The organism is Geminocystis sp. GBBB08 (assembly GCF_016743215.1).
In the GTDB taxonomy this organism is placed as follows: domain Bacteria; phylum Cyanobacteriota; class Cyanobacteriia; order Cyanobacteriales; family Cyanobacteriaceae; genus Geminocystis.
In genome coordinates, this window is sequence record NZ_VRZC01000040.1 from 1 (window position 1) to 25859 (window position 25859).

At 32.7% G+C, this 25859-nt stretch carries 21 protein-coding genes; 13 read left to right on the forward strand and 8 right to left on the reverse strand.

Features of this window, described 5'->3' with window-relative positions; translation table 11 throughout:
• Positions 1–1969, reverse strand: a 1969-nt coding sequence (locus tag FWJ34_RS07310; protein ID WP_308254670.1) for a hypothetical protein, incomplete at its 3' end; no start/stop codon positions are given.
• A gap of 88 nt (positions 1970–2057) precedes the next feature.
• Here FWJ34_RS07310 and FWJ34_RS07315 point away from each other — a divergent pair.
• The 3 genes from FWJ34_RS07315 (at position 2058) to FWJ34_RS07325 (ending at position 4105) form a co-directional block, all read left to right on the forward strand.
• The gene (locus FWJ34_RS07315) at positions 2058–2228 is read left to right on the forward strand and encodes a hypothetical protein (RefSeq protein ID WP_308254671.1); all 171 of its coding nucleotides are present in this window, start codon (positions 2058–2060) and stop codon (positions 2226–2228) included.
• A gap of 74 nt (positions 2229–2302) precedes the next feature.
• Positions 2303–2425, forward strand: coding sequence for a hypothetical protein (locus FWJ34_RS07320; RefSeq protein WP_308254672.1), 123 nt, complete (start codon positions 2303–2305; stop codon positions 2423–2425).
• A gap of 12 nt (positions 2426–2437) precedes the next feature.
• Positions 2438–4105, forward strand: coding sequence for an MBL fold metallo-hydrolase (locus FWJ34_RS07325; RefSeq protein ID WP_308254673.1), 1668 nt, complete (start codon positions 2438–2440; stop codon positions 4103–4105).
• Positions 4106–4134: 29 nt separating this feature from the next.
• Here the strand turns inward: FWJ34_RS07325 and mutL are convergent, their stop codons facing one another.
• Entirely contained in the window at positions 4135–5820 is a 1686-nt protein-coding gene (gene mutL, locus FWJ34_RS07330; protein ID WP_308254674.1) for a DNA mismatch repair endonuclease MutL, read from the reverse strand.
• A gap of 153 nt (positions 5821–5973) precedes the next feature.
• Complete coding sequence (locus FWJ34_RS07335) at positions 5974–7743, reverse strand: ABC transporter substrate-binding protein (RefSeq protein WP_308254675.1); 1770 nt, start codon at positions 7741–7743, stop codon at positions 5974–5976.
• A gap of 77 nt (positions 7744–7820) precedes the next feature.
• Here FWJ34_RS07335 and FWJ34_RS07340 point away from each other — a divergent pair, with 77 nt between their 5' ends.
• The gene (locus FWJ34_RS07340; protein ID WP_308254676.1) at positions 7821–8891 is read left to right on the forward strand and encodes a mechanosensitive ion channel family protein; all 1071 of its coding nucleotides are present in this window, start codon (positions 7821–7823) and stop codon (positions 8889–8891) included.
• A 74-nt stretch (positions 8892–8965) separates the two neighbouring features.
• Here the strand turns inward: FWJ34_RS07340 and FWJ34_RS07345 are convergent, their stop codons facing one another.
• The 4 genes from FWJ34_RS07345 to FWJ34_RS07360 form a co-directional block, all read right to left on the reverse strand.
• Positions 8966–10417 (reverse strand): aminotransferase class I/II-fold pyridoxal phosphate-dependent enzyme, encoded by a 1452-nt coding sequence (locus FWJ34_RS07345; RefSeq protein ID WP_308254677.1) that lies wholly within the window; start codon positions 10415–10417, stop codon positions 8966–8968.
• Between the two features lie 239 nt (positions 10418–10656).
• The gene (locus FWJ34_RS07350) at positions 10657–12024 is read right to left on the reverse strand and encodes an MFS transporter (protein ID WP_396231758.1); all 1368 of its coding nucleotides are present in this window, start codon (positions 12022–12024) and stop codon (positions 10657–10659) included.
• A 112-nt stretch (positions 12025–12136) separates the two neighbouring features.
• Complete coding sequence (locus tag FWJ34_RS07355; RefSeq protein WP_308254679.1) at positions 12137–13114, reverse strand: DNA polymerase III subunit delta'; 978 nt, start codon at positions 13112–13114, stop codon at positions 12137–12139.
• 41 nt (positions 13115–13155) lie between these two features.
• Positions 13156–14034 carry an Rpn family recombination-promoting nuclease/putative transposase gene (locus tag FWJ34_RS07360; protein ID WP_308254680.1) on the reverse strand — a complete coding sequence of 293 codons (879 nt, stop codon included), beginning with the start codon at positions 14032–14034 and terminating at the stop codon, positions 13156–13158.
• Positions 14035–14117: 83 nt separating this feature from the next.
• Here FWJ34_RS07360 and FWJ34_RS07365 point away from each other — a divergent pair, with 83 nt between their 5' ends.
• From FWJ34_RS07365 to FWJ34_RS07390, 6 genes are all read left to right on the forward strand, one after another.
• On the forward strand, positions 14118–14756 hold the full coding sequence (locus tag FWJ34_RS07365) for a Uma2 family endonuclease (protein WP_308254681.1): 639 nt from the start codon (positions 14118–14120) through the stop codon (positions 14754–14756).
• Positions 14757–14813: 57 nt separating this feature from the next.
• Positions 14814–18062: an efflux RND transporter permease subunit gene (locus FWJ34_RS07370; protein ID WP_308254682.1), complete on the forward strand. Its 3249-nt coding sequence runs from the start codon at positions 14814–14816 to the stop codon at positions 18060–18062.
• Positions 18063–18170: 108 nt separating this feature from the next.
• Entirely contained in the window at positions 18171–18554 is a 384-nt protein-coding gene (locus FWJ34_RS07375; protein WP_308254683.1) for a hypothetical protein, read from the forward strand.
• 130 nt (positions 18555–18684) lie between these two features.
• On the forward strand, positions 18685–18975 hold the full coding sequence (clpS, locus tag FWJ34_RS07380) for an ATP-dependent Clp protease adapter ClpS (RefSeq protein ID WP_308254684.1): 291 nt from the start codon (positions 18685–18687) through the stop codon (positions 18973–18975).
• Between the two features lie 79 nt (positions 18976–19054).
• Positions 19055–19876: a type II CAAX endopeptidase family protein gene (locus FWJ34_RS07385; RefSeq protein WP_308254685.1), complete on the forward strand. Its 822-nt coding sequence runs from the start codon at positions 19055–19057 to the stop codon at positions 19874–19876.
• 208 nt (positions 19877–20084) lie between these two features.
• A complete protein-coding gene (locus FWJ34_RS07390) occupies positions 20085–20510 on the forward strand; it encodes an MgtC/SapB family protein (RefSeq protein WP_308254686.1) in 426 nt (141 codons plus the stop codon).
• Positions 20511–20666: 156 nt separating this feature from the next.
• Here the strand turns inward: FWJ34_RS07390 and FWJ34_RS07395 are convergent, their stop codons facing one another.
• Positions 20667–21353: a response regulator transcription factor gene (locus FWJ34_RS07395; protein WP_308254687.1), complete on the reverse strand. Its 687-nt coding sequence runs from the start codon at positions 21351–21353 to the stop codon at positions 20667–20669.
• 374 nt (positions 21354–21727) lie between these two features.
• Here FWJ34_RS07395 and FWJ34_RS07400 point away from each other — a divergent pair, with 374 nt between their 5' ends.
• From FWJ34_RS07400 to FWJ34_RS07410, 3 genes are all read left to right on the forward strand, one after another.
• Positions 21728–22495, forward strand: a complete 768-nt coding sequence (locus FWJ34_RS07400; RefSeq protein WP_308254688.1) for a phycobilisome rod-core linker polypeptide — start codon at positions 21728–21730, stop codon at positions 22493–22495.
• Between the two features lie 144 nt (positions 22496–22639).
• A complete protein-coding gene (locus FWJ34_RS07405) occupies positions 22640–22960 on the forward strand; it encodes a CpeR family transcriptional regulator (protein WP_308254689.1) in 321 nt (106 codons plus the stop codon).
• 212 nt (positions 22961–23172) lie between these two features.
• Entirely contained in the window at positions 23173–25725 is a 2553-nt protein-coding gene (locus tag FWJ34_RS07410) for a PAS domain S-box protein (RefSeq protein WP_308254690.1), read from the forward strand.
• The last annotated feature ends 134 nt before the right edge of the window (positions 25726–25859 follow it).

Below are 25859 nucleotides of genomic sequence, written 5' to 3' on the forward strand. Positions count from 1 at the left end.
CTTGAAAACGATTTAATGTTATTGTTTTGCAGTCAAGGGGGTCTTGAAAAACAGGAATATTGTAGATAATGCCTAATCTATCAGTATTATTAACAGTGAAATTAATTATATCAGTGATTTTACCAGTGTTAAGGTTTTCTCCCAAATTAATGGTTAATAATGAGCCTTCTACCACTGCATTATTAGATTCGCTGGTAGAATTAGCTAAGGAACTTGCAACATCAGAGGTGGTATTATCAGAAGAATCATTATTGAATGCTTCCCATTGCCATCCAGGGGTTAAACTAATACCTAAATATATTGGCCCTAAATTGACTCCTGCACTGATGGGAAATTGTAAATACTGAACGTTGGGAGTGTTTTCTAAACCCCAAATCATTCCAGCACCTATACCTAATTGCCCACTCAAATTAAGAAATTTTAAACCTAGTCGAAATTTTCCTCCGGCGGTGATAACGGGAAATGCGATCGCCGTTTGATAATAAAGTCCTTCGGAATCATTACTTATGGCAATAGCATCAGCAATAGTGGAAAAAACAGAACTTGCAACTGCTGCCACAATTGCCCCCACCTGAGCGGATTTGGAGTCTCCTCCCCCTAGAGAAATCCCCGCACCAATGATCGAACCTAATAATATGGATGCACCTATTTCTGAACCAAATGTTGCTAAAATAGCCTTAATAGTCGGATCATAGTCTCCATTAGGCAAAGGTTCGGCTTGAACAATAAAAGATGCACCTAGATTAGCATATACCTGAAATTCATATAATTTGTTATCCAGCCCAAAAGTTAAACCGAAACTTAAGGTAGCAGTATCTTTAATTTGATCTAAAAGTAACGTGTCTGGATCAAATGTCCATTTTGAGTCTAAGGCTAAAGATACATTAAAACCTGATTGACTTCCACTATTTTCTTTGTTTTTATCGTCTGTTGCTTTATCTGTCTCTTGTTGGGCTTTTTGCTCGGCTAATTCTTCTCCCTCCACTTCTGGTGCAGCGACTAAGACGGCAACCTTTTTGACTAATTTTCCACTGAATGAAGTTGTAGCATTTACATCTAAATAAGGGTTAAGATTATCTCCACTAGCACCTCTGATGTCGGAAGCACTCTGCCCTCCAGTCATCATTCCCGTTATATCAACACCATTTAAAAAAGGGCTAATTATTTTTTGGACAATCCCGGCAGGTACAGTTTCTTTCGCTTTGATTACATCTAACAAACTGGTACTAAATGTAATGCCTCCTCCCCAAGTAAAATTTGCTCCTGTGCTAATAGGTGGTGGAGTTTCATCTGTGGTTGATGTTAATTTACTGGCAATTCCTAACTTTGTATTTGAAGATAATGTATTAACCGTATTAGTTGGGGTATCTGAGGGAATTAAACCGCCGATAACTCCATTTTGACTAATTTGAGGAGAATAGGAAGCGTTGGGAGGAGTGGTTGTTGTAGTGGTAAAAAGACTATCATTGACGGTAAATTTTTGATAGTAGAGATCGTTATCTTCTCTTATTTGTTGATTGTTGGCATTTTGTATATTAACCTTTGAGCCTACCAATAACACTTCACCATTATAAACTATAGCGGTGGGTTCTAAATCTGCTACTTGATCTGTGGTGATAGCTTGGGGATTGGCTAACCATTGCAATTCTTGGTTTTGGTTTTCGTCATATTTTCCTGCGGTATAGTAAAAATCGCTGTCATTTTCGCTTCCTTGTTGCCATGTCACCACAAAACCGGGTTGACTGTTATCGGTTGTGCCTTCTTGAATTAAGTTATCATCGTACAAAAAACTAATATTACTGATGTCTTGATTCTCTAACCTAGTAATGGCTTGGGCGTTTTTCCACGTCTCCGAATTATTATCATATTGTGCATACCAAAGAAACGAACCTTCCGCCCATACTACATGGGTTTTGCCTTGGGAATCTGTGGCGATCGCACTGGCACGAGAAGCAAGATTTACAGGCATATACTTTTTAGCTTAAATATCATTCTACCAAACTAACCTAAAATTAGTTCGATCAAGTTAATTGTTAAGAAATATTTATAGATTAAAAGTGATAAAAAGAAATGGTTTTGGGTTTAAAGTTTTTGAAAATTTTGAAAAAAAGGCATTATTATTTTGGCATTTTCCGTTGGGGTTTAGCGTAATAGAATTGGGAGAATACGGAAGAATAGACTTCTTTGCGTCTTTGCGAGAAATAAAAAAGACAGTTAATTTTGCATGAGTGCTTATTCCTGATAAATTTGCTAAAGTTCTACTTAGAACTTAATAATTATTATTAATTTGGAGAAATTCCCTATGGACGTTAAAATATTAATGGTTATTTTAACCAGTTTATTCATTGTTTCCGCTTTATTTTTTGGTACTAGAAACGGTTTCTATGATTCCGATGATTATGATGGGAATGGTTCAGCACATTAAAGTTTATCATTTATGATTAAGCGGCAAGAAATATTTTCCCCTCCGCAAATTCCTCTTTCTTGTTATCCCTTTGGTGTGGGAAATCATACTGAGGGGGTAGCAATTATACTTAATATTGGTAATTATCGTATTTTACTTGACTGTGGTTTAGCAGAAATAGATTCTTTATGTGTAAATAATCTCCCCCCGGCAGATTGGGTTTTCTGTAGTCACGCTCATCAAGATCACGCTCGTGGTTTACTGTCTTTACACCAAAGATTCCCTGATTTACCTATTTATACCAGTGATGTTACTGCTAAGTTACTTCCTCTTAATTGGTTAGATCAAATAAACTACTCTTCGTTCTCTTTTGCTCAAGTTTTGCCTTGGCGATCAATAAATCTTACTGAAAGAGTACCATTTAAGCTACAATCAGATTTAACGGTGGAGTTATTTCCATCAGGGCATTTACCTGGGGCTGCTTCTTTTTTATTTCAATATTATCATCATGATCGAGTTTATAAAATTTTCTATACAGGGGATTTTTGTTTATCTAATTTACAGCTAGTGGAAGGGTTATCTCTTGATAGTTTACGAGGTTTAAATCCTGATGTCTTAATAATTGAAGGTAGTTATGGTACTGCTAGACATCCTCATCGCCGTCAACAAGAAAAACAATTGATGGAAAGAATTAAATCTGCTTTAATCGCTAATGTTAATGTTATTCTACCAGTACCTACTTTTGGTTTAGGTCAAGAATTATTAAAATTATTGCGATCGCATCATCAATTTACAGGGGCAAATTTAGATATTTGGGTAGATGGAGATTTACCGAGAGCTTGTGACTTATATTTAGAGTTAATGGATTATTTTCCTGCTAATGTGCAGAATTTTGCTAAACATCAGCCATTATTTTGGGATGATAAAATCAAACCGAGAATGCGACGAGTGGATAAGGAAATATCTCGTGATGAATTAATTATTACCCCAAGTATCGTTTTAACGGATAATTTAAGTCATTTAGAAAGCTATTGTGGCAAAAGTAAGGAAAAATGGCTAGTCTTAATACCTGAGCAATCAAAAATAAATCATAGCCCAATATTTAAACAATTTACGGCAAAGATTGATCCACAAACCATTATTATTGAAGATTATCTGTTAGCAGAACACAGTGACGGAAAAAATACAACTCAACTCATTCATAATTTACGTCCACAACATATCGTATTTGTTCATGGTTCACCAAATTATTTAGCCGACTTAACTAGTTTAGAAGAATTACAGAATCGTTATCAATTACATTCTCCTTCGGTTGGGATGATGGTTGAATTACCCATTGGGGCAAAATTTATGCAACCGAAAGTTATTCCTCAAACTAACTATGAAGGTGAATTAAACGAAACAGGAGCGTATATTACTATTACTTTACCAGAACAAATCAACAAAGATCCTCGTTGGCAAAACTTCGCCGATACGGGATTAGTGGAAGCCCGTTGGCAAGGGGAAGAATTAATTTTAAGGGGATTATCTCAACGGGAATTATTACAACAAAATAGTTTACTTCGTCGCCAATTAAATCCTGAATCTTGTGGTAATTGTGTTTATTATCAAGATCAATCCTGCAATAATCATAACTCTCCTTTAGACGGTTTTAAAGTACCCACTGATGGATATTGTCCTTTATTTGAAGTCAAGTTTTAACAATATTCTAGGGTAAAAGTTAAGTAAGTCTAGCTATTACTTATTTCTTGGATTCCATGACTTTTTCCTAATACCCAATGACGACGAAAAAATCGATATAATGATGATTCTTCTAATGATAAATAAATTGGTCTTCCATGGGGACAAGTATGGGGATTTTTTGTCATTTTCCATTCATTGACAATATTTTCCATCTGAGAAATTGTCAATTTTTTGCCATTACGAATTGCACTACGACAGGCGATCGCCACTTGTGCGGTGTCTAAGTCACCTCCCCAACTTAATTCGATTAAAGCCTCTAAACAATCTTCTCGATGTAATAACATTTTAGGAATACTTCTAATAGCCCATAAATCTTCACCAAAACAGTCTATTTCTAAACTCAAAGTAGCTAAATTGTCTAGTTGTTTAGGTAATAATTTACTTAAAATAAGAGGAGTTTCGATAGTTACTATTTCCCATTGATTTTTTAATTGTTCATATAATATTCTTTCATGGGCAATATGTTGTTCAATTAACCAAATTCCCTCAGAATGTTCCGCTATAATATAAGTATTTCTGGCTTGAGCGATAACTTGTAAATTAATTAAACCGAAATAATTTTGATTCTGTTCAATTTTTTGAGGTAATTCAAGATTATAAACGGCTTTATTTTCTGAGACTTTAAAGATATTTTCAACTCTTTTATTCTCAAACTTAGTCGATAAGTTATTATCAGTTAACCTAAAAATTTTCTCAATATTTTCTTTAATATTTTCTTGCCAAAATTCGATATTATCTAAATAAATTTCAGCTTTAGCGGGGTGACGATTCCAGTCAATTTGTCGAGGAGAAGTTTGTAAATGTAAAAAAATTAGAGGATAACGATCTCTTTCTAAAGTACGATGAAAACTAGAATAAATAGCCGATTCTAATTCTTGACATTTAATGACTCTACCGTTAACACCAATTTTAACCCAATCATTACGAGGGCGAGAAATTCTATCAGGCATTCCTACCACTAAATTTAAAGTAGAAAGATGATTTTGATTAGGAGTCTTAATCTTAACTTGCCTTTCTTCTAAGTCAGAATATTTAACAGTTTTCAATAATTGAGGGAAGATTTTTTTTACTGAATTGTTACCACTAATAGCTAAAATTAAACGATCATCAACTAATAATTGCCATGTTAAAAGAGGATGACATAAAGCTAATTCAGCAATTAAATTTTGAATAGATTTAAGTTGTTTTTTAAAACAAGGATTTACTTGTCTTCTTAAAGGAATATTGCCAAATAAATCACTGACATTAATCATTGTACCAACGGCGATCGCTTTCGGATAAGATTTAATAACTTGTGTATTAGTAGTAATAATTTGCCAACCGCAACTATCTTTCACACGACTGGTAATATTTAAGTTAGCTAATTGAGCGATACTATGTAAGGCTTCTCCCCGAAAACCAAGAGTCTGAATCTTAGTCAAGTCATCGGTAGAAGTAATTTTGCTGGTGGTATGAGGTTGAATTGCCATCAATAAATCATTTTCTGTCATACCTTCCCCATTATCAGCAACCCGTAAACTCCAAGAGTCAGGATAAAGAGAAATGACGATGCGACTGGCTTTAGCATCTAAACTGTTTTCAACTAACTCTCTTACTACCGCAGTAAAAGAGTCAATTACTTCTCCGGCTGCAATCAATTTGATGACATTATCGGGTAATTTTTTGATAGTCATAATAAGTTAGGGTTTTTTTGATTAAGCACTCGACGCATTTAATTTAGCGTTTTTTGGTAACTCCTAATAAGAGGTTTAAATCCCTTGCCTTGACTCAAACATTTACCTTTTCCCTTTTCTACTCTCATCAGTCAACTTAGATGCTTTCCCAGCTTAATTCTCTTTAATTTTGAGTTTTTCTAAATTCCAAAATGCACCCCCTAAAGCCGAATATTCTATTCCTCGAATACGATTTCTGACGGCAGATAAAGAGTAAGGATTTACTAAGTAAATTAAAGGTAAATATTCCCTAGCTAATTGTTGAGTCTCATTATAAATTTTCTTCCTTTTTTCTAAATCTAACTCTTTTGCACCTTCAATGTATAAATTTCCAATTTTAGCCTCCCAATCAGCTATAATTCTACCTTGAATTGGTGGTCTTCCGGGTTGGGGTTTTTGATTGAAAAGGTGTAAATTTCCATCAGGAAACCATAAATTAGAGTTACCATTAGGCTCATTTCCTCCTCCAAAACCAATAATATGAGCTTCCCAATCTAAAGAATTAGTCAATTTATCTACTAATACACTAAAAGCGATAGGGGTAAAGTCAACAGTGATACCAATTTGACTTAAATCTTGTTTAATTTGTGAGCCTAAAGATTCTCTAATTCTATTTCCCGCATTGGTTAATAAAGTAAATCTTACTTGATTATTTTTTGCATCTAATAATATTCCTTCTTCATTATATTTAAAGCCTTCTTGTGATAGTAATTTTTTTGCTAATTGTGGATCATAATTATAACCAATAATAGTAGGATCATAAAAAGGTGATTGAACAGAAATTGGCGAATTTTGTGCTTCTCCTAAACCCCGATAAATATTATTAATCATTCTTTCTTGATTAATACCATAGGCGATTGCTTTACGAAAATTAACATTATTAAACCATTGAGATTTGATAGGATCAACAAGAGATTTACCATCTCTTGAACCTTGATTAAGATTAAAACTCAGAAAAGTTGTACCATAAGCCGCACCACCATTAAAAATAGTAAAGTTGCCTCGATTTTCTTCTCTTTTCAATAAGGAAAAATATTCAGGAGAAATTCCTATAGAATCTAAACTTCCAGAGCGAAATTGAACAATAGAAGTATCAGTAGATTCGACAATTTCCCAAACAACTTCTTCAATATAGGGTAGCTGATTATTGTCTTGATCTTTTTGCCAATAATAAGGATTTTTTGTAAAAATTAACCTTTGGGAAGTAGCATAACTTTTGAGTTTATATGCACCATTAACAATTAATTTATCCGGAGGAGTATCTACACCCCAAAAAGAGAGAAAAAGAGGTTTACCATCAGATCCTTTTTTCGTCACTTTTTCCTCTAAAATATGTTTAGGTAAAATCGATAAACTAGTACTTTCTAAAAATGGAGCAAAAGGTTCAGGAATTGTAAATTTAACTCGTAAATTATCAACCTTTTCAACGATGGGAAAAGCCTTACTTTGTCCAATTCTTAAACTATCTCTAGCATTATTGGGAATTTCGTCATTAAGATATAATTGATTATAAGTAAAAATAACATCATCAACAGTTAAAGGTTGACCATCTGACCATTTTAAATCATTTTTGAGAGTAAAAATAATGCTTAATTTATCTTCAGAAATAGCCCAAGATTGAGCTAATGATGGTTCAAATTTTCCCGTAATCGGATTTTCTATAACTAATCCTTCATAGGTTAAACCGAAAATATTAGGAGATTCTTGGGATAAAACTGCATTAAATGTTTTCGGATCACTTAAAATAGCTTGAACAAGCCTTGATTGATTTCCTTGAGAAGGATTTAAACCACAAGAAAATAAAAATAACGTTAGAGAAAAAACGATGATTAAATGTGATAATTTTATCTGTTGTAGTTTACTGTAAATATTTAATAACCTCATAGTTTACTGCATAAAAATTCAATTATTGCTAAGATATTAACTTAAATTGTTACTAAAAATTGTGTTGACGGGAAATAATGATTGAGAATATTTTTAATTTATCAGAGAATTTACAAAGTTTTATTAAAGATTTAATTATCGCTATTTGTATTTTAGTTTTAGGATATTTTTTCTTAAAAATTACGAAAAATATAGTTTTTAAACAGATTAACAAAATCATTAGAAAAACTGAAAATATCTTAACTCGTCAAATTATAGAAATTTTTGATAAACATTTTATATCTATTACTTATTTTAGTTTATTTTATATCACCTTAAAAGAAATTGAGTTAAACTCAACTATTTTTACAACTGTCAAAACTATTGTTGTTATTGTTACAACTATTTGTATTGCTCAATTTTTAATTGATTTATCAAAAACTATAGTTTATTATTATGGTGACAAATATCACAATTCTAACTCAATTATTGAAAGAAATATTAAGGCTTTATGCCCAGCTATTAGAATATTTATTTGGACTTTAGCACTTATTTCTATTTTGAGTAATTTAGGTTTTGATATTGCCGCTATTATTGCTGGTTTAGGTATTGGTGGTGTGGCTTTGGCTTTAGCTTCTCAAGGTATTTTACAAGATTTATTTAGTTATTTTGCCATACTTTTTGATCGCCCGTTTGAAATTTCTGATTTAATAGCGGTAGGGGATTTTATGGGTCATGTAGAGCATATTGGCATTAAAACTACGAGAATAAAAGCTATAACAGGAGAACAAATAATCTTAGCAAATACTGATTTAACAAGTTCAAGATTGCGTAACTTTAAACGCATGGAAAAAAGGCAAGTTATTTTAAAAATTGGCGTTACTTATGAAACTGATGAACAAAAATTAGGTCAAATTCCTGACATTATTCAAGAAGCGATAAAAAATATTAATAATATAACATTTGATATAGCTTATTTTTATGGATTTGGTGATTTTAGTCTCAATTTTGAGGTAGTTTATTATGTTGATAATAATGATATGAGAGTTTATCGTTTAGCAAGAAATGAAGTCAATTTAGCCATTAAAAATGCTTTTTCTGAACATCAATTAGAGTTTGCTTATCCCACTCAAGTTCATTATTTATCATCAATCAATAATAATGAATAGTGAATAATTGATAGTTGTACAATAGGCATTTTAGCTGTAATTTATAATTGATGATTTCTAATTTGTAATTATTTCTAATTAATAGTTAATGTATCTAAACTCTCATCACTAACACCAGTAATTATTCCTCCTGAATTAATAACTTTTTGTGCATATTCTAAGGCTTCTTTAGTGATAATTTCTCCTGCCATAATTAAAGGAATACCGGGAGGATAAGGACAAATATTTTCTCCACTAATATGATTAATAGCTAAATCTTTAGAAACGACTTTTTTTTCTGCCCAAAATGCTTCACGGGGAGTTATTTTTAAGGAAGAATTAGGCAAAGAAGACAGGGTAAAATTATTGTTATCTTGGGATTGTTTTTGATATTTTTTCAAAGCTTGTAAACTTTTTATTAATTTTTCAATATCTTGAAATTTATTACCAATAGAAATAATAAAAGTGAGATTTTTAAGAGAAGGTAATTCGCAAGTTACACCAAATTGTTGATGTAAAATTTCATCAGCTTCATAACCTGTTATCCCTAGTTTACTGACATTAATGGTTAACCTTGTTATATCTAAATCAGCAAAAGTATCCAGAGGTTTAACTAACTCTAATAAGGGTAAATAGTTTAACTGTGAGATATATTTTTTGGCAGTTATAGCTAAATTTAAAGTATTAGTTAATAATTTTTTTCCTTGTATAGCCATTTGTTGCCTAGCACCATCTAAAGACGCTAAAAGTAAATAATTAGGACTGGAAGATTGCACCAATTGTAAAGCCTGATTGATGCGATGGGGGTTAACTAAATTACCTTGAAGATGAAGCATGGAAGCCTGAGTCATTGCCCCTAAAGTTTTATGGGTTGATTGTATGGCAATATCTGCGCCAGCTTGTAATGCTGAGATTGGTAACTGAGGATGAAAAGAAAAATGCCCCCCATGGGCTTCATCAATGAGTAACGGAATGCTAAAATGATTTGTAAGATAGGCTATTTCTGTCAAATTTGCACAAATACCGTGATATGTCGGAGAAACTACCATCACGGCTTTAATATGAGAGTGAGTTTCTAAAGCATGGGCGATTTGAGAAGGGGAAAGAGTATAACAAAGGTCAAAATCTGAGTTATATTGAGGATTGATAAAGATAGGAATAGCACCAGCTAAAATTAAGCCGAAAATTGTCGATTGATGGACATTTCTAGGCAAAATAATCTTATCTCCTTCTCCACAGGTAGCTAAGATAGAGGCAATAATACCAGAAGTTGAGCCATTAACTAAAAACCATGTTTGTTTTGCCCCAAAAGCTGCCGCCGCTAAAGTTTGAGCTTCTTTGATAACCCCTTCGGGTGCGAATAAGTTATCTAATTCCGGCAATTCTGGTAAGTCAGCACAAAAAACTTTTTCCCCCATTAATTTCTTTAAGGATTGACTGATACCTTTACCTTTTTTATGCCCAGGAGTGTAAAAGGGAGCATCTTGTTTAAGGGCTAATTCTTGTAATTTGGTTAGTAAGGGGGTTTTTTCTTGAGAATTATTCATTAATTAAGCTAGGAAAGCATCTAAATTGATACTTTAGGATAAGGAAGAGGAAACAGGTAAATGTTTGAGTCAAGGCAAGAGGTTTAAACCCCTTGTTACGAGTTAGGAAAAAATGTAAGTTAAATGTGTCTTGGCTTACTAATAATAAAACTTTAGGTCTTTGCATACCGAGGCAAGAGACTCTAATCTTAAAAATTATTTACCTTTCCAAAATTGAAAGGATAAGTTTTAAGTATTTATTAATTGTCAATTATTTTATATAAGTCAGGTGCATCTCCAAAGGCAAAACGCCAAGAATTAGTTAAATCTTTGTTAGAAAAACAGAGGAAAATTATCAGCGCTATTATTGCCATAATTGCTGTCACTCCAAAAAGCAAACGATAGCCTAAGTCTAATAATAAACTACCTAAAACCGGTCCACCTAATGCTACTCCGACATCAAAACCACTGACACAAATAGCAAAGACTTTTCCTCTCTCGGTGGCACTACATCTATCAGAAATTAAAGCGAGAATAATTGGCACTAACATTCCCGCTCCAGTACCTTCTAATATGGCTGATAATAATAAAATATTATTACTCTGTACAAATGTCAGTAAAATCATGGACAAAATATAACAAATAATACTGATACTAATAAATATACCTCTACCATATTTATCAGATGCTTGTCCAGAAATAAACCTAACGAGGAAAGAGGCGATCGCCGCCGCAGTGTAAAATAAACCAATATTTAAAGTAAGCCCAATATTGCGTAAATAAAGCGGTAAAAATGTTACCAATGTACCGAATAAACAACCGATTAATAATAAAATCAGACTGGGTACAAGGAAAGAAGGATTGAAAATTATCTGTTTGAAAGTACGATCATTTGATTTATCTGCCGGAGAAATAACATTACCAGATTTTTGATGTTTTGGGGAAGATTTTAATTCTCGGATTTGTATAGCTAAAATGGAAGCTAAAATACCGCAACTGGCTGAGACAGCAAATAAGACTTGATAGCTAGTATATTCTTGTAAGAAACCACCGACAGCCGGTCCTACAGCCATACCAATGGGCACAGCTAAACTCATATAACCGATTAATTCTCCTCTTTGTCTTGGAGGTGATAAATCTACGACTAAAGCACTATAACCGGTGGTAAAAGCGGCGATACTGATACCGTGAAAAGCACGAATCGCCATTAATTGGGGAATAGAGTTTAAGATTAAATAGCCGATAGGGGCAAAAGTAGCTACTAATGTGCCAATAATAATTACTACTTTTCGGCTAGGATAATCAGCTAATTTACCGATAAATTTGCGTAAAATACGAATTAAAAAGTTAGTTATAGTTGAATTTAGCTTTATATCTTTAATTAGCTGTGTCAATCCATCATCGGCTAATTTTCCCAACCACACACGGGATAATAATAAACCAATGGCAAAACATCCCATGACGTAACCGACTTGTTTGGCTGTTGCACCAATATCTTGAATATAAGCCGGTAAGGTAGGCAATAAACAGGTTATACTTGTCCAAAAAAATAAGGCACATAAAAACAGAATTAACAAGTTAATTAACTTACTTTTTTCTATACTCTGAAAGGTTTTCAGAAAATTCACGCTTTTGTTTAAGGGGGGGTTGTTACAAAACTTTATCTTCTATTCTATAAATAAAAAAAGGTTTTTGGCAATTGACGGTAAATAGTGATTGGTGATTGATATTTTATCACTTTTAATAAAACAGGTATCTTTCTTGTAAATCTTCAGAATCATTTGTGATTATATCTAAGAAAAAACAATCCCAAACTAGACGAGGTTGCACATAACGAATTAAGGTTTTTTTGACTTTTTCTAAACCTTCAATTAATTTAGTTTTACGGTGTTTATCCCAATATAAATATTGTAAATAATCTGCTAACCAAATTTGACTTTCTAGCTCAATTTCTTTAGTAATTTCTTTGGCTAACATTAAACCATCAATTACATTTTCAGGCAATTTAGTTAACTTTGACAACAATTCTGAAGGAATTTCTCTTAACTTTTGCCAGTCGGCGATCGCTTTTCCAGGGCATCCTTGAGACATTTTAATTAATTGCTGATAATCTAAAACTTGAGCTGCATCCTGACGATATAACACTAATTTTAAATGCTCTTCACTAAGGCGTGAAAAGGGGATAATTTGACATCGAGATACTAATGTTGATAGTATAGAATCTATACTTGGTGCTATTAAAATAATCGTAGCTTGTCCTGGTTCTTCTAAAGTTTTTAATAACGCATTTCCGGCAGATTCGGCCATTAATTCTGCTGATTCAATTACTACTACAGATTGATCGCACTTTAAAGGAGGACGTGCTAAAAATTGACTAATTTCCCTAATTTGTTCGATTCTAATTTTAGGAGCATTTTTCCTTTTCAAGCCTTTTTCTGTTGTTTCTTTCGCTGTTAAGAGCGTTCCTTTATCGTTATAAGTTGGTTCAACCCATAAAAAATCAGGATGATTTCCCGCATATATTTTTTTACAAGCGGAAACGTAATTTTCTGTCTCATCAATCATCAACATTTCCGTAAAACACTTCGCAGCAAAGGCTTTCCCAATACCATCTGCACCTACAAATAAGTAAGCTGGGGCAATGCGATTCTTGGCGATCGCCCGTTCTAACAATTCTACCGCAAGAGGTTGCCCAATTAATTTTGCCAATGGTTTCATAAGAATTAAATTGCGAGAATAATAATTTATTATCAATATTTTTAACTATTATATTCTAACCATAATTCTAAATCTTCTAAACAATCAAAATCAAAAAGAGCAACAGTTAATTCTTCCATTTTTTCTAAAGATAAAGTCTGAATTTTGTCGGCTAAATCCTTTTCTATTTTTCCTAAGTGTTGATTAATAATTTTGAAAATTAAGTTTAAGGCCTCTTCGATTTTACCCTCAATTTTACCCTCAATTTTACCCTCAATTTTACCCTCAATTTTACCCTCAATTTTACCTTGTTTTTTTATTTCTTGGTAAATAACTGAACTGCGCATAACTTCCTCCTTTAATAATGATTGAATAAAGTTTTTGTCTAATTTTAATCCAGCTAAAATACTGATGCTAGTCATTAAATCTGATTGTAGTCCTTTTTCCTCGATGTCGTTAATTTTTGTGGCGACTTCTTCTAATATTTGTTGAGGAGATTCAGTTTTTCCTAACACAGCAAACGGATATAAAATAGGTTCAGACAAAAAAGACGTTGCTTCTTCTTCCCATAAACGAATAATTCTATATTTGTGAATAGTATTTTCATCCTGATATTGTTCTTTAAAAACAAACTCTGAATTGCTTTTTTGTAAAAAAATAATGACTTGTGTAATGGGATAGTTATATTTTCTTTTTAGTCTTATATAATAGTCTAACATTCTTAACGGTAAAGGAGGCTTAGATTTTGGTTCGGTTTGAAATTCCAGATGTAAAATCCGCTTTCCTACCCTTAAAAATAACACAGAATCTGCGTGTATAGGATTAACATTTAACTCGGTTTTTAATACCCGAATTGATGTTTCCTCACTGTCAAGTAACCATTTTACAAAAACTTGAGGATATTGTTCCGCTAAAAATTTACAAACATTATCAAAACTCATTATTTTTCATCAAAGCCTAACTATTACTATAATTTTAAATATTAATTCTTGTAGGTATTAATTTGAATTCCTAACTACTAATCATGACTCAACTTCTCTCTAAAATAGATTATGACACATGGGTAAATGCCCCTTGGGATGAATACCAAACCGCCGAAAATAATCCCGATTATGACAAAGCTAAAATTTATTATTATCAAGGAAAAATTAAAATTGATATGTCACCATTAGGAAACGATCATGCTAGTGATCACTCTATAATTAATTACGCTATAAATCTTTATGGCACTCTTAAAGCCATTGATTTTAACTGTAAAGATAATTGTACCTATCGTAAAACAGGTTATAGATCCGCACAACCAGATTTATCTTATTATATTGGTGACAATGTTGACGCTGTCCCCTATGGCACTGGTATAGTCGATTTAGATATTTACCCGCCTCCTAATCTTGTGATTGAAATAGCTAACAACTCTTTAGGAGATGATTTAGGTATGAAACGTTTACTTTACGAAAATTTTGGCTCTCAGGAATATTGGATTGTAGATGTGCAAAGTCAGAATATTATTGCTTTTGCCATTAGTGATGGTGGCAGTAAAAAAATTAACCAATCTCAGGTATTGTTAAATCTTGATCTTTCCATCCTAGAAGAAGCACTACAAAAAACTAGAGTTTCTAATCACAGTCAAGTAGGTGCATGGTTGTTACAAAAATTTAGTTAATATTTCCTTTTTTATTAGTATTATTAAGTTCAGTTATCATTATATAGACTATAATCCATGTCTCTTTCTTCAGAATTTATTAAACGCCCAGTATTAACAACGGTTTGCTCGATCGTTATTATCCTGATCGGGGTAATCTGTATGGCACTGTTACCATTAGACAAATTACCACAAATTGCTCCCAAGCAGGTATCCGTTACGGCTAACTATGTGGGTGCAGATGCTAAAACCACTGTTGATAATGTTACTAGCGTTTTAGAAAGAGAAATAAATGGTACAGCTGATATTCGCTGGATTAGTTCCAATACCGCCAATACAGGACAAAGTACAATTAACGTTAGTTTTCCTGTAGAAATTGATAGTAATACGGCACAAGTCTTAGTGCAGAATCGAGTTGCACAAGCCCAGTCTAGTTTACCACCTATCGTTAACCAATCAGGGATTACAACCCAACAAGCATCTCCTAGCGTTACCCTTGCTTACGCTTTTTACTCGGAAAAAGGAGAAGATGGTAAATACTTATATGATACTGTTTTCTTATTTAACTACCTCGATCGCTATCTGTGGAATGAATTAAACAGAATTGAAGGGGTAAGAAATTTAAACGCCCTTGGCTCATCTACCTATGCTATGCGAATTTGGCTCGATCCTAACAAATTAGCCGCCAGAGGTTTAACGGCTACGGATGTGGTGGCTGTGATTCAAGAGCAAAACTTTGATATTGGTACTGGTGGTGTTGGTAGATTACCGAATCCCGAAGGACAACAATTTGAAATTCCCTTGAAAGTACAAGGACGTTTTGTCACTCCAGAAGAAGCTGAAAATATTGTGGTGAAAGTGGGAGATGATGGAACTTTAATTAAAATTGGTGATATTGGTAGAGCAGAATTAGGAGTTGAAAATTATATTACTTTAATTACCCTTGATGGAGATACTCCCGCCGTTGCTTTAATTATTTATCAATTACCTGGCAGTAACGCCCTTGATACGGCAAACGCCATTAAGGCAAAAATGGAAGAATTAAGAAAATCCTTCCCCCCCGGATATAAAGATGTAATTGTTTTAGATAACACTCTATTCATTGATGCTGCACTAAAAGACTTAGTTGTAACTTTATTACAGGCGATAGCACTGGTAGTATTAGTTATTTTCGTATTTTTACAAGACTGGCGTACCACCATTATTCCTTCTGTAGCTATTCCTGTTGCTTTAGTCGGTTCAATGATTGCTCTGAAAGCGTTAGGTTTTACCCTGAATCAATTAACCTTATTCGCTTGTGTATTAGCCACAGGTTTAGTAGTGGACGATGGTATAGTAATTGTAGAATCTGTATCCAATAAATTAGCCCAAAGAATGCGCCCCCTTCAAGCCGCTTTTGACTCTATGGATGAATTATTTGGAGCAGTTATCGCTACTTCTGTGGTATTAATGGCAGTATTTATTCCCGTATCTTTCTTCCCCGGCACAACCGGCATCGTCTATAAACAATTCGCCTTAACCATCGCCGCCGCCGTTGTCTTCTCTACCTTTAACGCTTTAACCTTCTCTCCTACCATGTCAGGGATATTACTTAAAGCACCAGAAAAAACAAAAGGCCCTTTAGGATTATTTTTTGAACTATTTAACCGTTTATTTGATGCTTTTAAAGAAGGATACCGCAATGTAATTACTTTTTTAACCAAACTTAAAACCCTGATTATGATTATTTTCATCAGTGGTTTAATTTTGACAGGATGGATGTATCAAACTGTACCGCAGGGCTTTATTCCTGAAGAAGATCAAGGATATTTCTTTGTTATTGCCACTGCACAACCAGGTGTATCTCTCAACTATACCCAAGATATTAACAGTAAAATCATGGCAGAAATTATGGAATTTGAAGAAGTTGATCATGCTATGGCATTAACGGGATTTTCCTTCGATGGTATTAACAGTAATCAAGGTTTATTCTTTATTAAATTAAAAACTTGGGCTGAAAGAGAAGGAGCAAAACATTCTGTATTTGGGATAATTCGCCGATTAAATCCTATTTTGAGAAAAAAAATCGATAACGCCAGAGTTTTTGCCGTTAATGCCCCTCCGGTGGACGGTTTAAGTAATTTTAGTGGTTTAGAACTTTATATTCAAGATCGTCAGTTATCAGGAATGGATGCTTTAATTGATAATACTCAAAGAGTTATGGCGGCGGCAAATAAACGTCCTGAAGTTGCTGGTGCATTTACTACCTTTACCTTTAACTCTCCTATCCTAGAAGCAAAAATTAATCGAGAAAAAGTCAAAGCCATGAATGTTGATATAAACGTAGTTTTAGCGAATCTACAAACCTATCTTGGGGGAAATTTTGTTAATCAGTTTGTTTTAGATGGGCGTTTATATCGGGTATTTGCTCAAGCGGATGGAGATTTTCGATCAAATCCCGATGATATTGGTAAAATTTATGTGCGTAGTCGTAACGGTGCAATGGTGCAAATGAGTGATATATTAACCCTAGAAGAAACCACTTATCCTCCTATCGTCACTAACTATAACGTTTATCCTGCCATCAAGATTAACATATCCCCTGCTCAAGGATATAGTTCAGGACAACTAATTTCACTAATGGAAGAAGTGGTATCCTCTACTTTACAACCAGGATTTGGCTTTGAATGGACAAACACTGCCGCCGAAGAAAAAACCGCTGGAGGAGCAGCACCCATCGTATTCGGGTTAGGTTTTGTGATGGTATTTTTAGTATTAGCCTCTCAGTATGAAAGCTATATTGATCCGACTATCATTATGTTAACTGTACCCTTATCAATTTTAGGGGCATTAGGAGGCATTTGGTTAAGAGTTCAAGTTCAAGGTGCAGACAGTATTTGGCCTCTTCTTGATAATAATATTTATGTACAAGTGGGTTTAGTAATGCTGATTGGGATGTCAAGTAAAAACGCCATTCTGATTGTGGAATTTGCCAACCAAGCGCGCACTTTAGGGATGAATATAACTCAAGCCGCAATTTATGCCTCTACTGAGCGTTTTCGTCCAATTTTGATGACAACTATCTCCACCTTATTCGGTTTTTTACCTTTATTGGTTGCCAGTGGTGCTGGAAGTGTTAGTCGTTGGTCATTGGGTACATCTGTATTTGGTGGGATGATTATTTCTACTATTCTCAGTTTATTATTTGTGCCTAACCTTTATATTGTGATTAAAAGTTTTGAGGATAACTTCTTAAACTCAGACAAAAAACCTCGTAATCCTTCTAGTCGTGATAAAAATGGTAAAAATTCGACTGAAAAAGAACCTTTTACCCCCATTAATGAGTAATTTATAATAATTATCAATTAATATCTGCTAAAGATATTTCTACACTGGAGATTGTCTTAGGTTTTCACCCTTTATAAGTTATACACTATATGAAATAATGAAATAAAGATGGTTAAATTTGAAGAAAATATGAATACTCAAGATAATTGTTGTACTTTAGTTCCTTATTTTCAAGTTTATGAAGGCAAAATAGATGAATTTAAAGAATTATGCCCTAAATTTATCGAAAAAACTCGTCAAGAAAGTAAATGTCTTTACTATGGTTTTAGTTTTAAAGAAAATATCGTTCATTGTCGAGAAGGTTATGAAGATGCACAAGGGATTTTAAATCACTTAGCTAATGTGGAAAGTTTATTAAAACAGGCTTTAACTATCTCAGATTTAATCCGTCTCGAAATTCACGGTAACGAAATTGAATTAGAGAAATTAAGACAACCTCTTGCAGATTTTAAGCCTGATTTTTTTGTGCTTGAATATGGTTTTAGAAAATAACATCTTTGCTTATTTATCAATGTTTTAGCTTATTAAAGTAAAAGTCTTATCAAATAAATATTTCAGTTAAGTTATAATCATTTAAAGAAGACAATTTTTCGCAAATTTATATAGGAGGTAATTAATTTATATGTCAACTCAAGTTATTGATAAACCCGCCAGTAAATCTGATACTAAACGTAAACACGATTCAGGTTATAGAGTATTATTACATAACGATCCTTTTAACACTATGGAATATGTAGTACAAGTATTAATGGAAACTGTGAGCATGAATGAGCCTCAAGCAGTTAGTGTTATGATGGAAACTCATACTAATGGTATTGGATTAGTCACTACTTGTGCTTTAGAACACGCTGAATTTTATTGCGAAAGTCTTAAAAGCAAAGGTTTAACCAGTACTATTGAACCGGCAGACTAACAAAAGAGGAAGACTAGAAGACTAGAAGACTAGATAATTATTAATTCCTCATTTCTCATTCCTTATTATTGATCAGATTTTGTTTTTTGAACATATTAAAAATTATCCTTTTTTAGCAAGGTTGGGGTTTTTTATCTTAACCTTACTTCTTTTTTGGCTACCTTTTGCTATTCCTATTTACTATTTTTTAGGGGACAAAGATCCGAATTTAACTACTATTATTACTATGGCAATTTTATTTGTCATTTTCTTATTTTTAGTTAAATTTTGGGGGAAATATGTTAACAATAATAACAAGATTTTCTCTTATTATGGTTTGGTTAATAGTAAAAAAAACTGGCAATATTTAATTAAAGGTTTACTCATTGGTTTTATTTCCAATTGGGTTTTATTTTATGTAGAAGCATTATTTGGTTGGTTAAATTTTCACCCTTCAACGATTGCTTTTCCCCAATTAATTTTAGAAGGTTTTATTAGTGCTATCGGTATAGGATTTGCTGAAGAATTATTCTTTCGAGGATGGTTGTTATCAGAATTAGAAACAGACTTTTCTTTAGGTATTTCTGCTGGATTAAATTCTTTTCTTTTTGCCGTTGCTCATTTCATCAAACCTCTTGCTGAAGTTATTAGAACTATGGTCACTTTTCCTGCTTTATTATTATTAGGATATACTTTAATCTCCGCCAAGCGATCGCATCAAAATTTATTAGGTATTAATATCGGTATTCATAGTGGTTTAGTTTGGGGCTATTATGTTGTTAATGTAGGAGAAATGATCACTTATACAGAAACAGTACCTCCATGGATTACGGGAATAGATAAAAATCCCATCGCCGGAATTATGGGTTTAACTTTTCTTTCTCTTTTATTATTGACTATTAAAATTGAAAAAAAAAGATAAATATGATATTTCTTAAAATCTAAAAAAATAATCATAATATAGCAATAAACGGGTTAGTTAAGACATTCTCAAAATCTATAGTTGTCATTCCGAGATAACCAGAGGAATCTCAAAACGTCCTAATCAACTCGTTATCTGCTATATCTGGAAAGAATATAAAGTTTTTCTCAAAAATAGTAAATAAATCAATAAAAAATTATTACAATTAATGTTATTTAAGTTATTAATTGCCACTATATTAGGAGCAATTTTAGGTTTAGAAAGAGAATTAAGGCATAAACCAGGGGGAGTGAAAACCAATGCCTTAGTTTCTATGGCTTCCTGTGCTTTTGTTTTAATCGTTAATCATGTTGATGCTACGGAGATAGCTAGAGTGATGACAGGTATTATACAAGGTGTTGGTTTTATTGGTGGTGGGTTGATTCTTAAAGCAGGAAACAATGCTAGAAATGTCACGGGAGCGACAGAAATTTGGGTTTCTTCTGCTATTGGTTTAGCTTGTAGTGTTGGTTTATGGGATTTAGCATTAACTTTACTATTTTTATCTCTAATTATTTTAAGGACAATGAGGATCTATTTTTCTCACAGAAATCATAAACTATTAGAGGTAACTCAACAAGATCAGAATAATTAGGCGGTGCTAAAAAAGTTGCGAGGGTAGAGAATAGCCCTAAGGGTAAGTTTTTTTTTAATCTTCATTCTAAATTCTAAATTCTTCAGGCAATAGTTATTAAAATTGATAATTTCTCACCTAAAATAGATTTTAATTTTTATTTTGCACTCTTGCCTATTATCCATTATCTTGTATTTTAAGGAGACGATAACCCATACCGTGAACTGTTTCAATTAAGTTTTCTGGCGCACCAAGGGCTTTTAATTTTTGTCGTAAACTACGGATATGAACTTTTACAGTGTGTTCTTCTGGAGGATCTTCTAATGACCAAATATGATCAATCATCACATGACGGCTTAACACTCGCCGACCATTTCTTAGGAGTAACTCTAAAATGCAATACTCTTTAGGAGTTAATTTTATCGGTTTATGAGCGTAAGTCACTTCGTAAGTACTAGGATTTAATTCTAATTTATCCCAAGTTAAAATTGTCGGTAAAGAAAGACTTCCCCTTCTTAATAATGCCCTAATCCTTGCAAATAACTCTCCTAAATCAACAGGTTTAATTATATAGTCATCAGCACCAGCATCTAAACCAATTAGTTTATCTCTGATAGTATCACGAGCTGTAATCATCAAAATCGGCATTTGATAATTTTGTGATCGTAATTGTTGACAAAGATTGATACCATCAAGACGGGGTAACATGACATCTAATACTAATAAATCATATTCTACAGCTTTGATATAATCCCATGCTAAAACTCCATCTCCTGCAATATCAACAGTATATAGTTGATCTGTCAGAGCTTCTGCCAAAGTTTCAGCGAGGGGAAAATCATCTTCAACTAAAAGAATTCTCATGGCAAAAAAGCTATAACTAATGAGGAATGAGGAATGAGGAATGAGGAATGAGGAATTAGAAGTTACATGGCAAGATAGATGCCTGTTTCACAGTTATTGTACTTGCTTAATATATTAAGCCCCTACTAACTATTTATTATTCACTTTTTCAGATAAAATGTTGCAAAACATAACGAAAAGTTAAAATTTGTAATAAAAATTAAGTTGTTAATAATCTTTCCGATTTATTTACTTTTTTCTTACCCTTTTCTTTACTGCCTATCTGATATATTTTCTGTTAAGTTTGATTCATAATCAATGTATTTACTAATACAATTATAATTACTATTGTGATTCAAAGTGTTCAGTAACTTAATTAAAAATAAATAATAAAAATGGCAACTTTAACAGAAACAATTACTAATAGCCCTGTGGAATTGTGGTCAGAAAACAATGAAAATGAATTACAATTAGTTATTCGTGCAGTTTATAAGCAAGTTCTCGGAAATGTTCACTTAATGGAAAGTCAGCGTTTAGATAGTGCCGAGTCTTTTCTCCGAAACGGTAATATTACTGTGCGTGAATTTGTCAGAATAATTGCTCAATCAGAATTGTATCAATCTTTATTTTTTCATCCTAATTCACCTTATCGTTTTATCGAATTAAATTATAAACATTTATTAGGTCGAGCGCCTTTAGATCAAGCTGAAATTGCCGAACACGTTAAAATTTATAATGAGCAAGGTTATGTAGCTGAAATCAACTCTTATATTGATAGTGAAGAATATAATTCCACTTTTGGCGAAAATATAGTTCCTTATGCTCGTAGTATAAAAAGCCAAAAAGGGATAAAAAATGTTGTTTTTAATCGTACTATTTCTTTATTAGGTGGATTTGCAAGTAGTGATAATAGTAAAAAACCACAATTAATTTCTACTATTGCCACTAATTTACCTCAAAAAATAAAAGTAACATCTTCCCGAATCCCTAAGGCTTATACCAATACGGGTAAAAAATTCGATATTTTAGTAACTCAATCCGGTGCAAATCCTATTGTTAAACAAAATAATACTACTTATACCGTTGGTTATTCACAATTATCTCGACAGATTCAGAATATACATAAAATTGGTGGCAAAATCATTTCTATTGTTGAAAAATAGTGATCATTTCTCTTAGAAAACTTATAATTTTTTCTTTTTTATAACTAAATAAATGTTGGTACTTTTTATTATTAAGATCTAAATATTTAGATTGAATTATAAAATTTACCAATTTATTAATCCAAATATTTGATCAAGATATTTATGTTAGTAATGCGAATGTTGCCTCCCATCGCTAGAAAAAAAATGCAAACTTGGATTAGGAGTCGTCATCTAATTTTTTCCGAAAAACTTTTAATCTTTGAAACTTTTGACTATTCAACTATTGAAAGATTTGAAGAATGTGTTATAAGTTTAGGAGGAGAATTTCTTTGTGTTCATCCTTTAAAAAAAGTATGGCGAGGAAATCATCGCAAAGTTATTCTTTATCAAGCAAAAGCGGTTTTTAATAACTTAAATAATCCGATTAAACAATACTGGTATGAAAATGGAAGTCATTATACTAGATTTGATGAACGATGTTAAGCCAAACAGGCAATGGGCAATGGGCAAGTTTCCTCATTCTCAATTCTCAATTCTCAATTCTCAATTCTCAATTCTCAATTCTCAATTCTCAATTCTCAATTCTTAAGAGTTTCTTTTATTTTTAACTAATTTTTTAAAATGCATTTTAGCTCAGATAATGAATAATTAATCCGGAATAAACATCTAATTGAACAATTACCAATTATTTATTGATGAACAAGTCTTATTTTTTGCTTCAAGGATTAGTCAATAAAATAGCACAACGAATTCATCAATCTTTTCAATTAGACGAAATATTGGCAACTACTGTTGAAGAAACAAGAGAATTTTTACAAGTTGATCGGGTTTTAATTTATCGTATTTGGGATGATGGTACAGGTAGTGCTATTACAGAAAGTGTCAAATTACCATATCCTGAAATTTTGGGGCAGACTTTTCCTGAAGAAGTTTTTCCCCAGCAATATCATCAAGAATATATTGAAGGTAAAACTTTAGCTATTAATGATGTCGAGAAAAGCCACATCCGACAATGTTTATTTAATTTTATTCGACAATTTGGTGTTAAGGCAAAATTAGTTGTACCGATTATTCAAGAAATACGGAATAAAAATTTAGATGTAACTCTTCATTCCCAATCTTTTAATGATACTACTCATGATTTTACTCCCTATCTTTGGGGTTTATTAATTGCTCATCAATGTGATAATGTCAGAATTTGGAACACCATAGAAGTTGAATTAGTCAAACAATTGGCTACTCAAGTGGCGATCGCCATTAAACAAGCGGAACTTTATCATCAATTACAACAACTAAATCGAGAATTAGAAGAAAGAGTAAAAAAAAGAACAGAAGAATTAGCCTTAAGTAATGAATCATTAAAAGCAGAAATTCTCGAACGTCAACGCACAGAAATTGCTCTACGTCATACGAATCAAACCTTAGAATCTCTGATTTCCGCCTCACCTCGTGCTATTTTTACCCTTGATTTAGAAGATAAAGTAAAAATTTGGAATCCTGCCGCCGAAAAAATTTTTGGTTGGAGTGCCCAAGAAGTAATCGATCTTGTCAATCCTGTAATTTCAGGGGATAATCTCAAGCAATATCAGATTATTAAAAATAATATCCTGAAAAATATTACTCCATCTAGTATTGAAATAAAGCAGAAAAAGAAAGATGGTTCGATAATAGACATTGTTTTTTCCGCCGCACCACTGATTAACACTGAACAAAAAATTAACGGCATTGTCGCCGTTGTTGCTGATATTACCGAACAAAAAAGACAAGCAGAACAAGTTAGATTACTCCAATCTGTTGTTATTAATACAAAAGATTCAATCATTATCACAAAAGCTGATACTATTAACCAACCTGGACCTGAAATTATCTATGTCAATGAAGCCTTTACTAAAATGACAGGTTATACCCTCGAAGAAGTAAGAGGAAAAACTCCACGCTTACTTCAAGGTGCAAAAACCAGTCGTACAGAATTAGATAAAATACGTTTAGCTTTATCCCAATGGCAACCAATTACCGTAGAAGTGATTAACTATCGTAAAGATGGCAGTGAATTTTGGTCAGAATTTAGTATTGTACCTGTAGCTTCACACCATGAAAATATTACTCATTGGATTTCTGTACATCGAGAAACTACAGAAAGAAAAAAAAATGAAGAGGCATTGCGCTTAAGTGAAGAAAGATTCCGCTTAGTAGTAGAAAATGCCTTAGATATGATCACCATTGTGGATACTAATGGTAAAATTTATTATCAAAGTCCTTCAGTAGAAACAGTTTTAGGCTATACAATTCCTCAGTTTGTGGAAAAAAACTTTTTTGCTTATATTCATCCCGAAGATCAAGAAATTATTAAAGTAAATGTTATGGATTCCATTCAAAATACTTTAAAAGTCGTTAATCCTGTTGAATTTCGCTGTCAACATCAGAATGGAACCTGGCGTAATTTAGAAGCGATTACCCAAAAATTTATTGATAATGTGCCTACTACTAAAATTGTTATTACCTCCCGGGATATTTCCGAGAGAAAACGATTAGAAGAAGTGCGCATTGCTTTAGAAAGAGAAAAAGAATTAAATATTGTCAAAACTCGCTTTTTTTCTATGGCTTCCCACGAATTTAGAACACCTTTAAGTACAGTTTTAGCGGCCGCCCAAGTCTTAGAAAACGCATCTATTAACTCCGACAATGCGCAAAAACAACTCAGAAATTTACATCGCATTCAAAATTCCGTTAAAAATATGGTTCAACTTTTAGATGATATTTTAACCATTAATCGAGCTGAAACAGGTAATTTGGAATTTAATCCTCAACCTTTACCATTAGAAATCTTTTGCCGTCAATTCATCGAAGAAATAAAACTCAGCACAGGCACTGAATATCAACTTAAATTTTTCTGTAAAGGAAAAAAAATTAGTTCTTCTTTAGATGAAAAGTTATTGCGCTCTATTTTAGCTAATTTGCTTTCTAATGCTATTAAATATTCTCCTTCGGCAAAGGAAATTCATTTATATCTGAGATTTTATCCCGATAAAATTGAGATACAAGTTCAAGATTGGGGTTTTGGTATTTCTCCTGAAGATCAAACAGAAATATTTGAGCCTTTTTATCGAGGTTTAAACGTAAGACATCTCACTGGCACCGGATTAGGCTTAGTCGTAGTTAAAAAATGTGTTGACTTACATGGAGGAAATATTGATCTTAAAAGTGAGATCGACAAAGGAACAACTGTTACTATCACATTACCCGTTTAATCACTTTGCTACAAATTACATATATATTATATCTCTGATAAAAATGAAGTGCAATAATTTATTCTAACGTCAGTTCGATGTCAAAAACTTTTAAAAATAAGGGTTTAAGAGCTGTTTCTTAGACACATCTGACG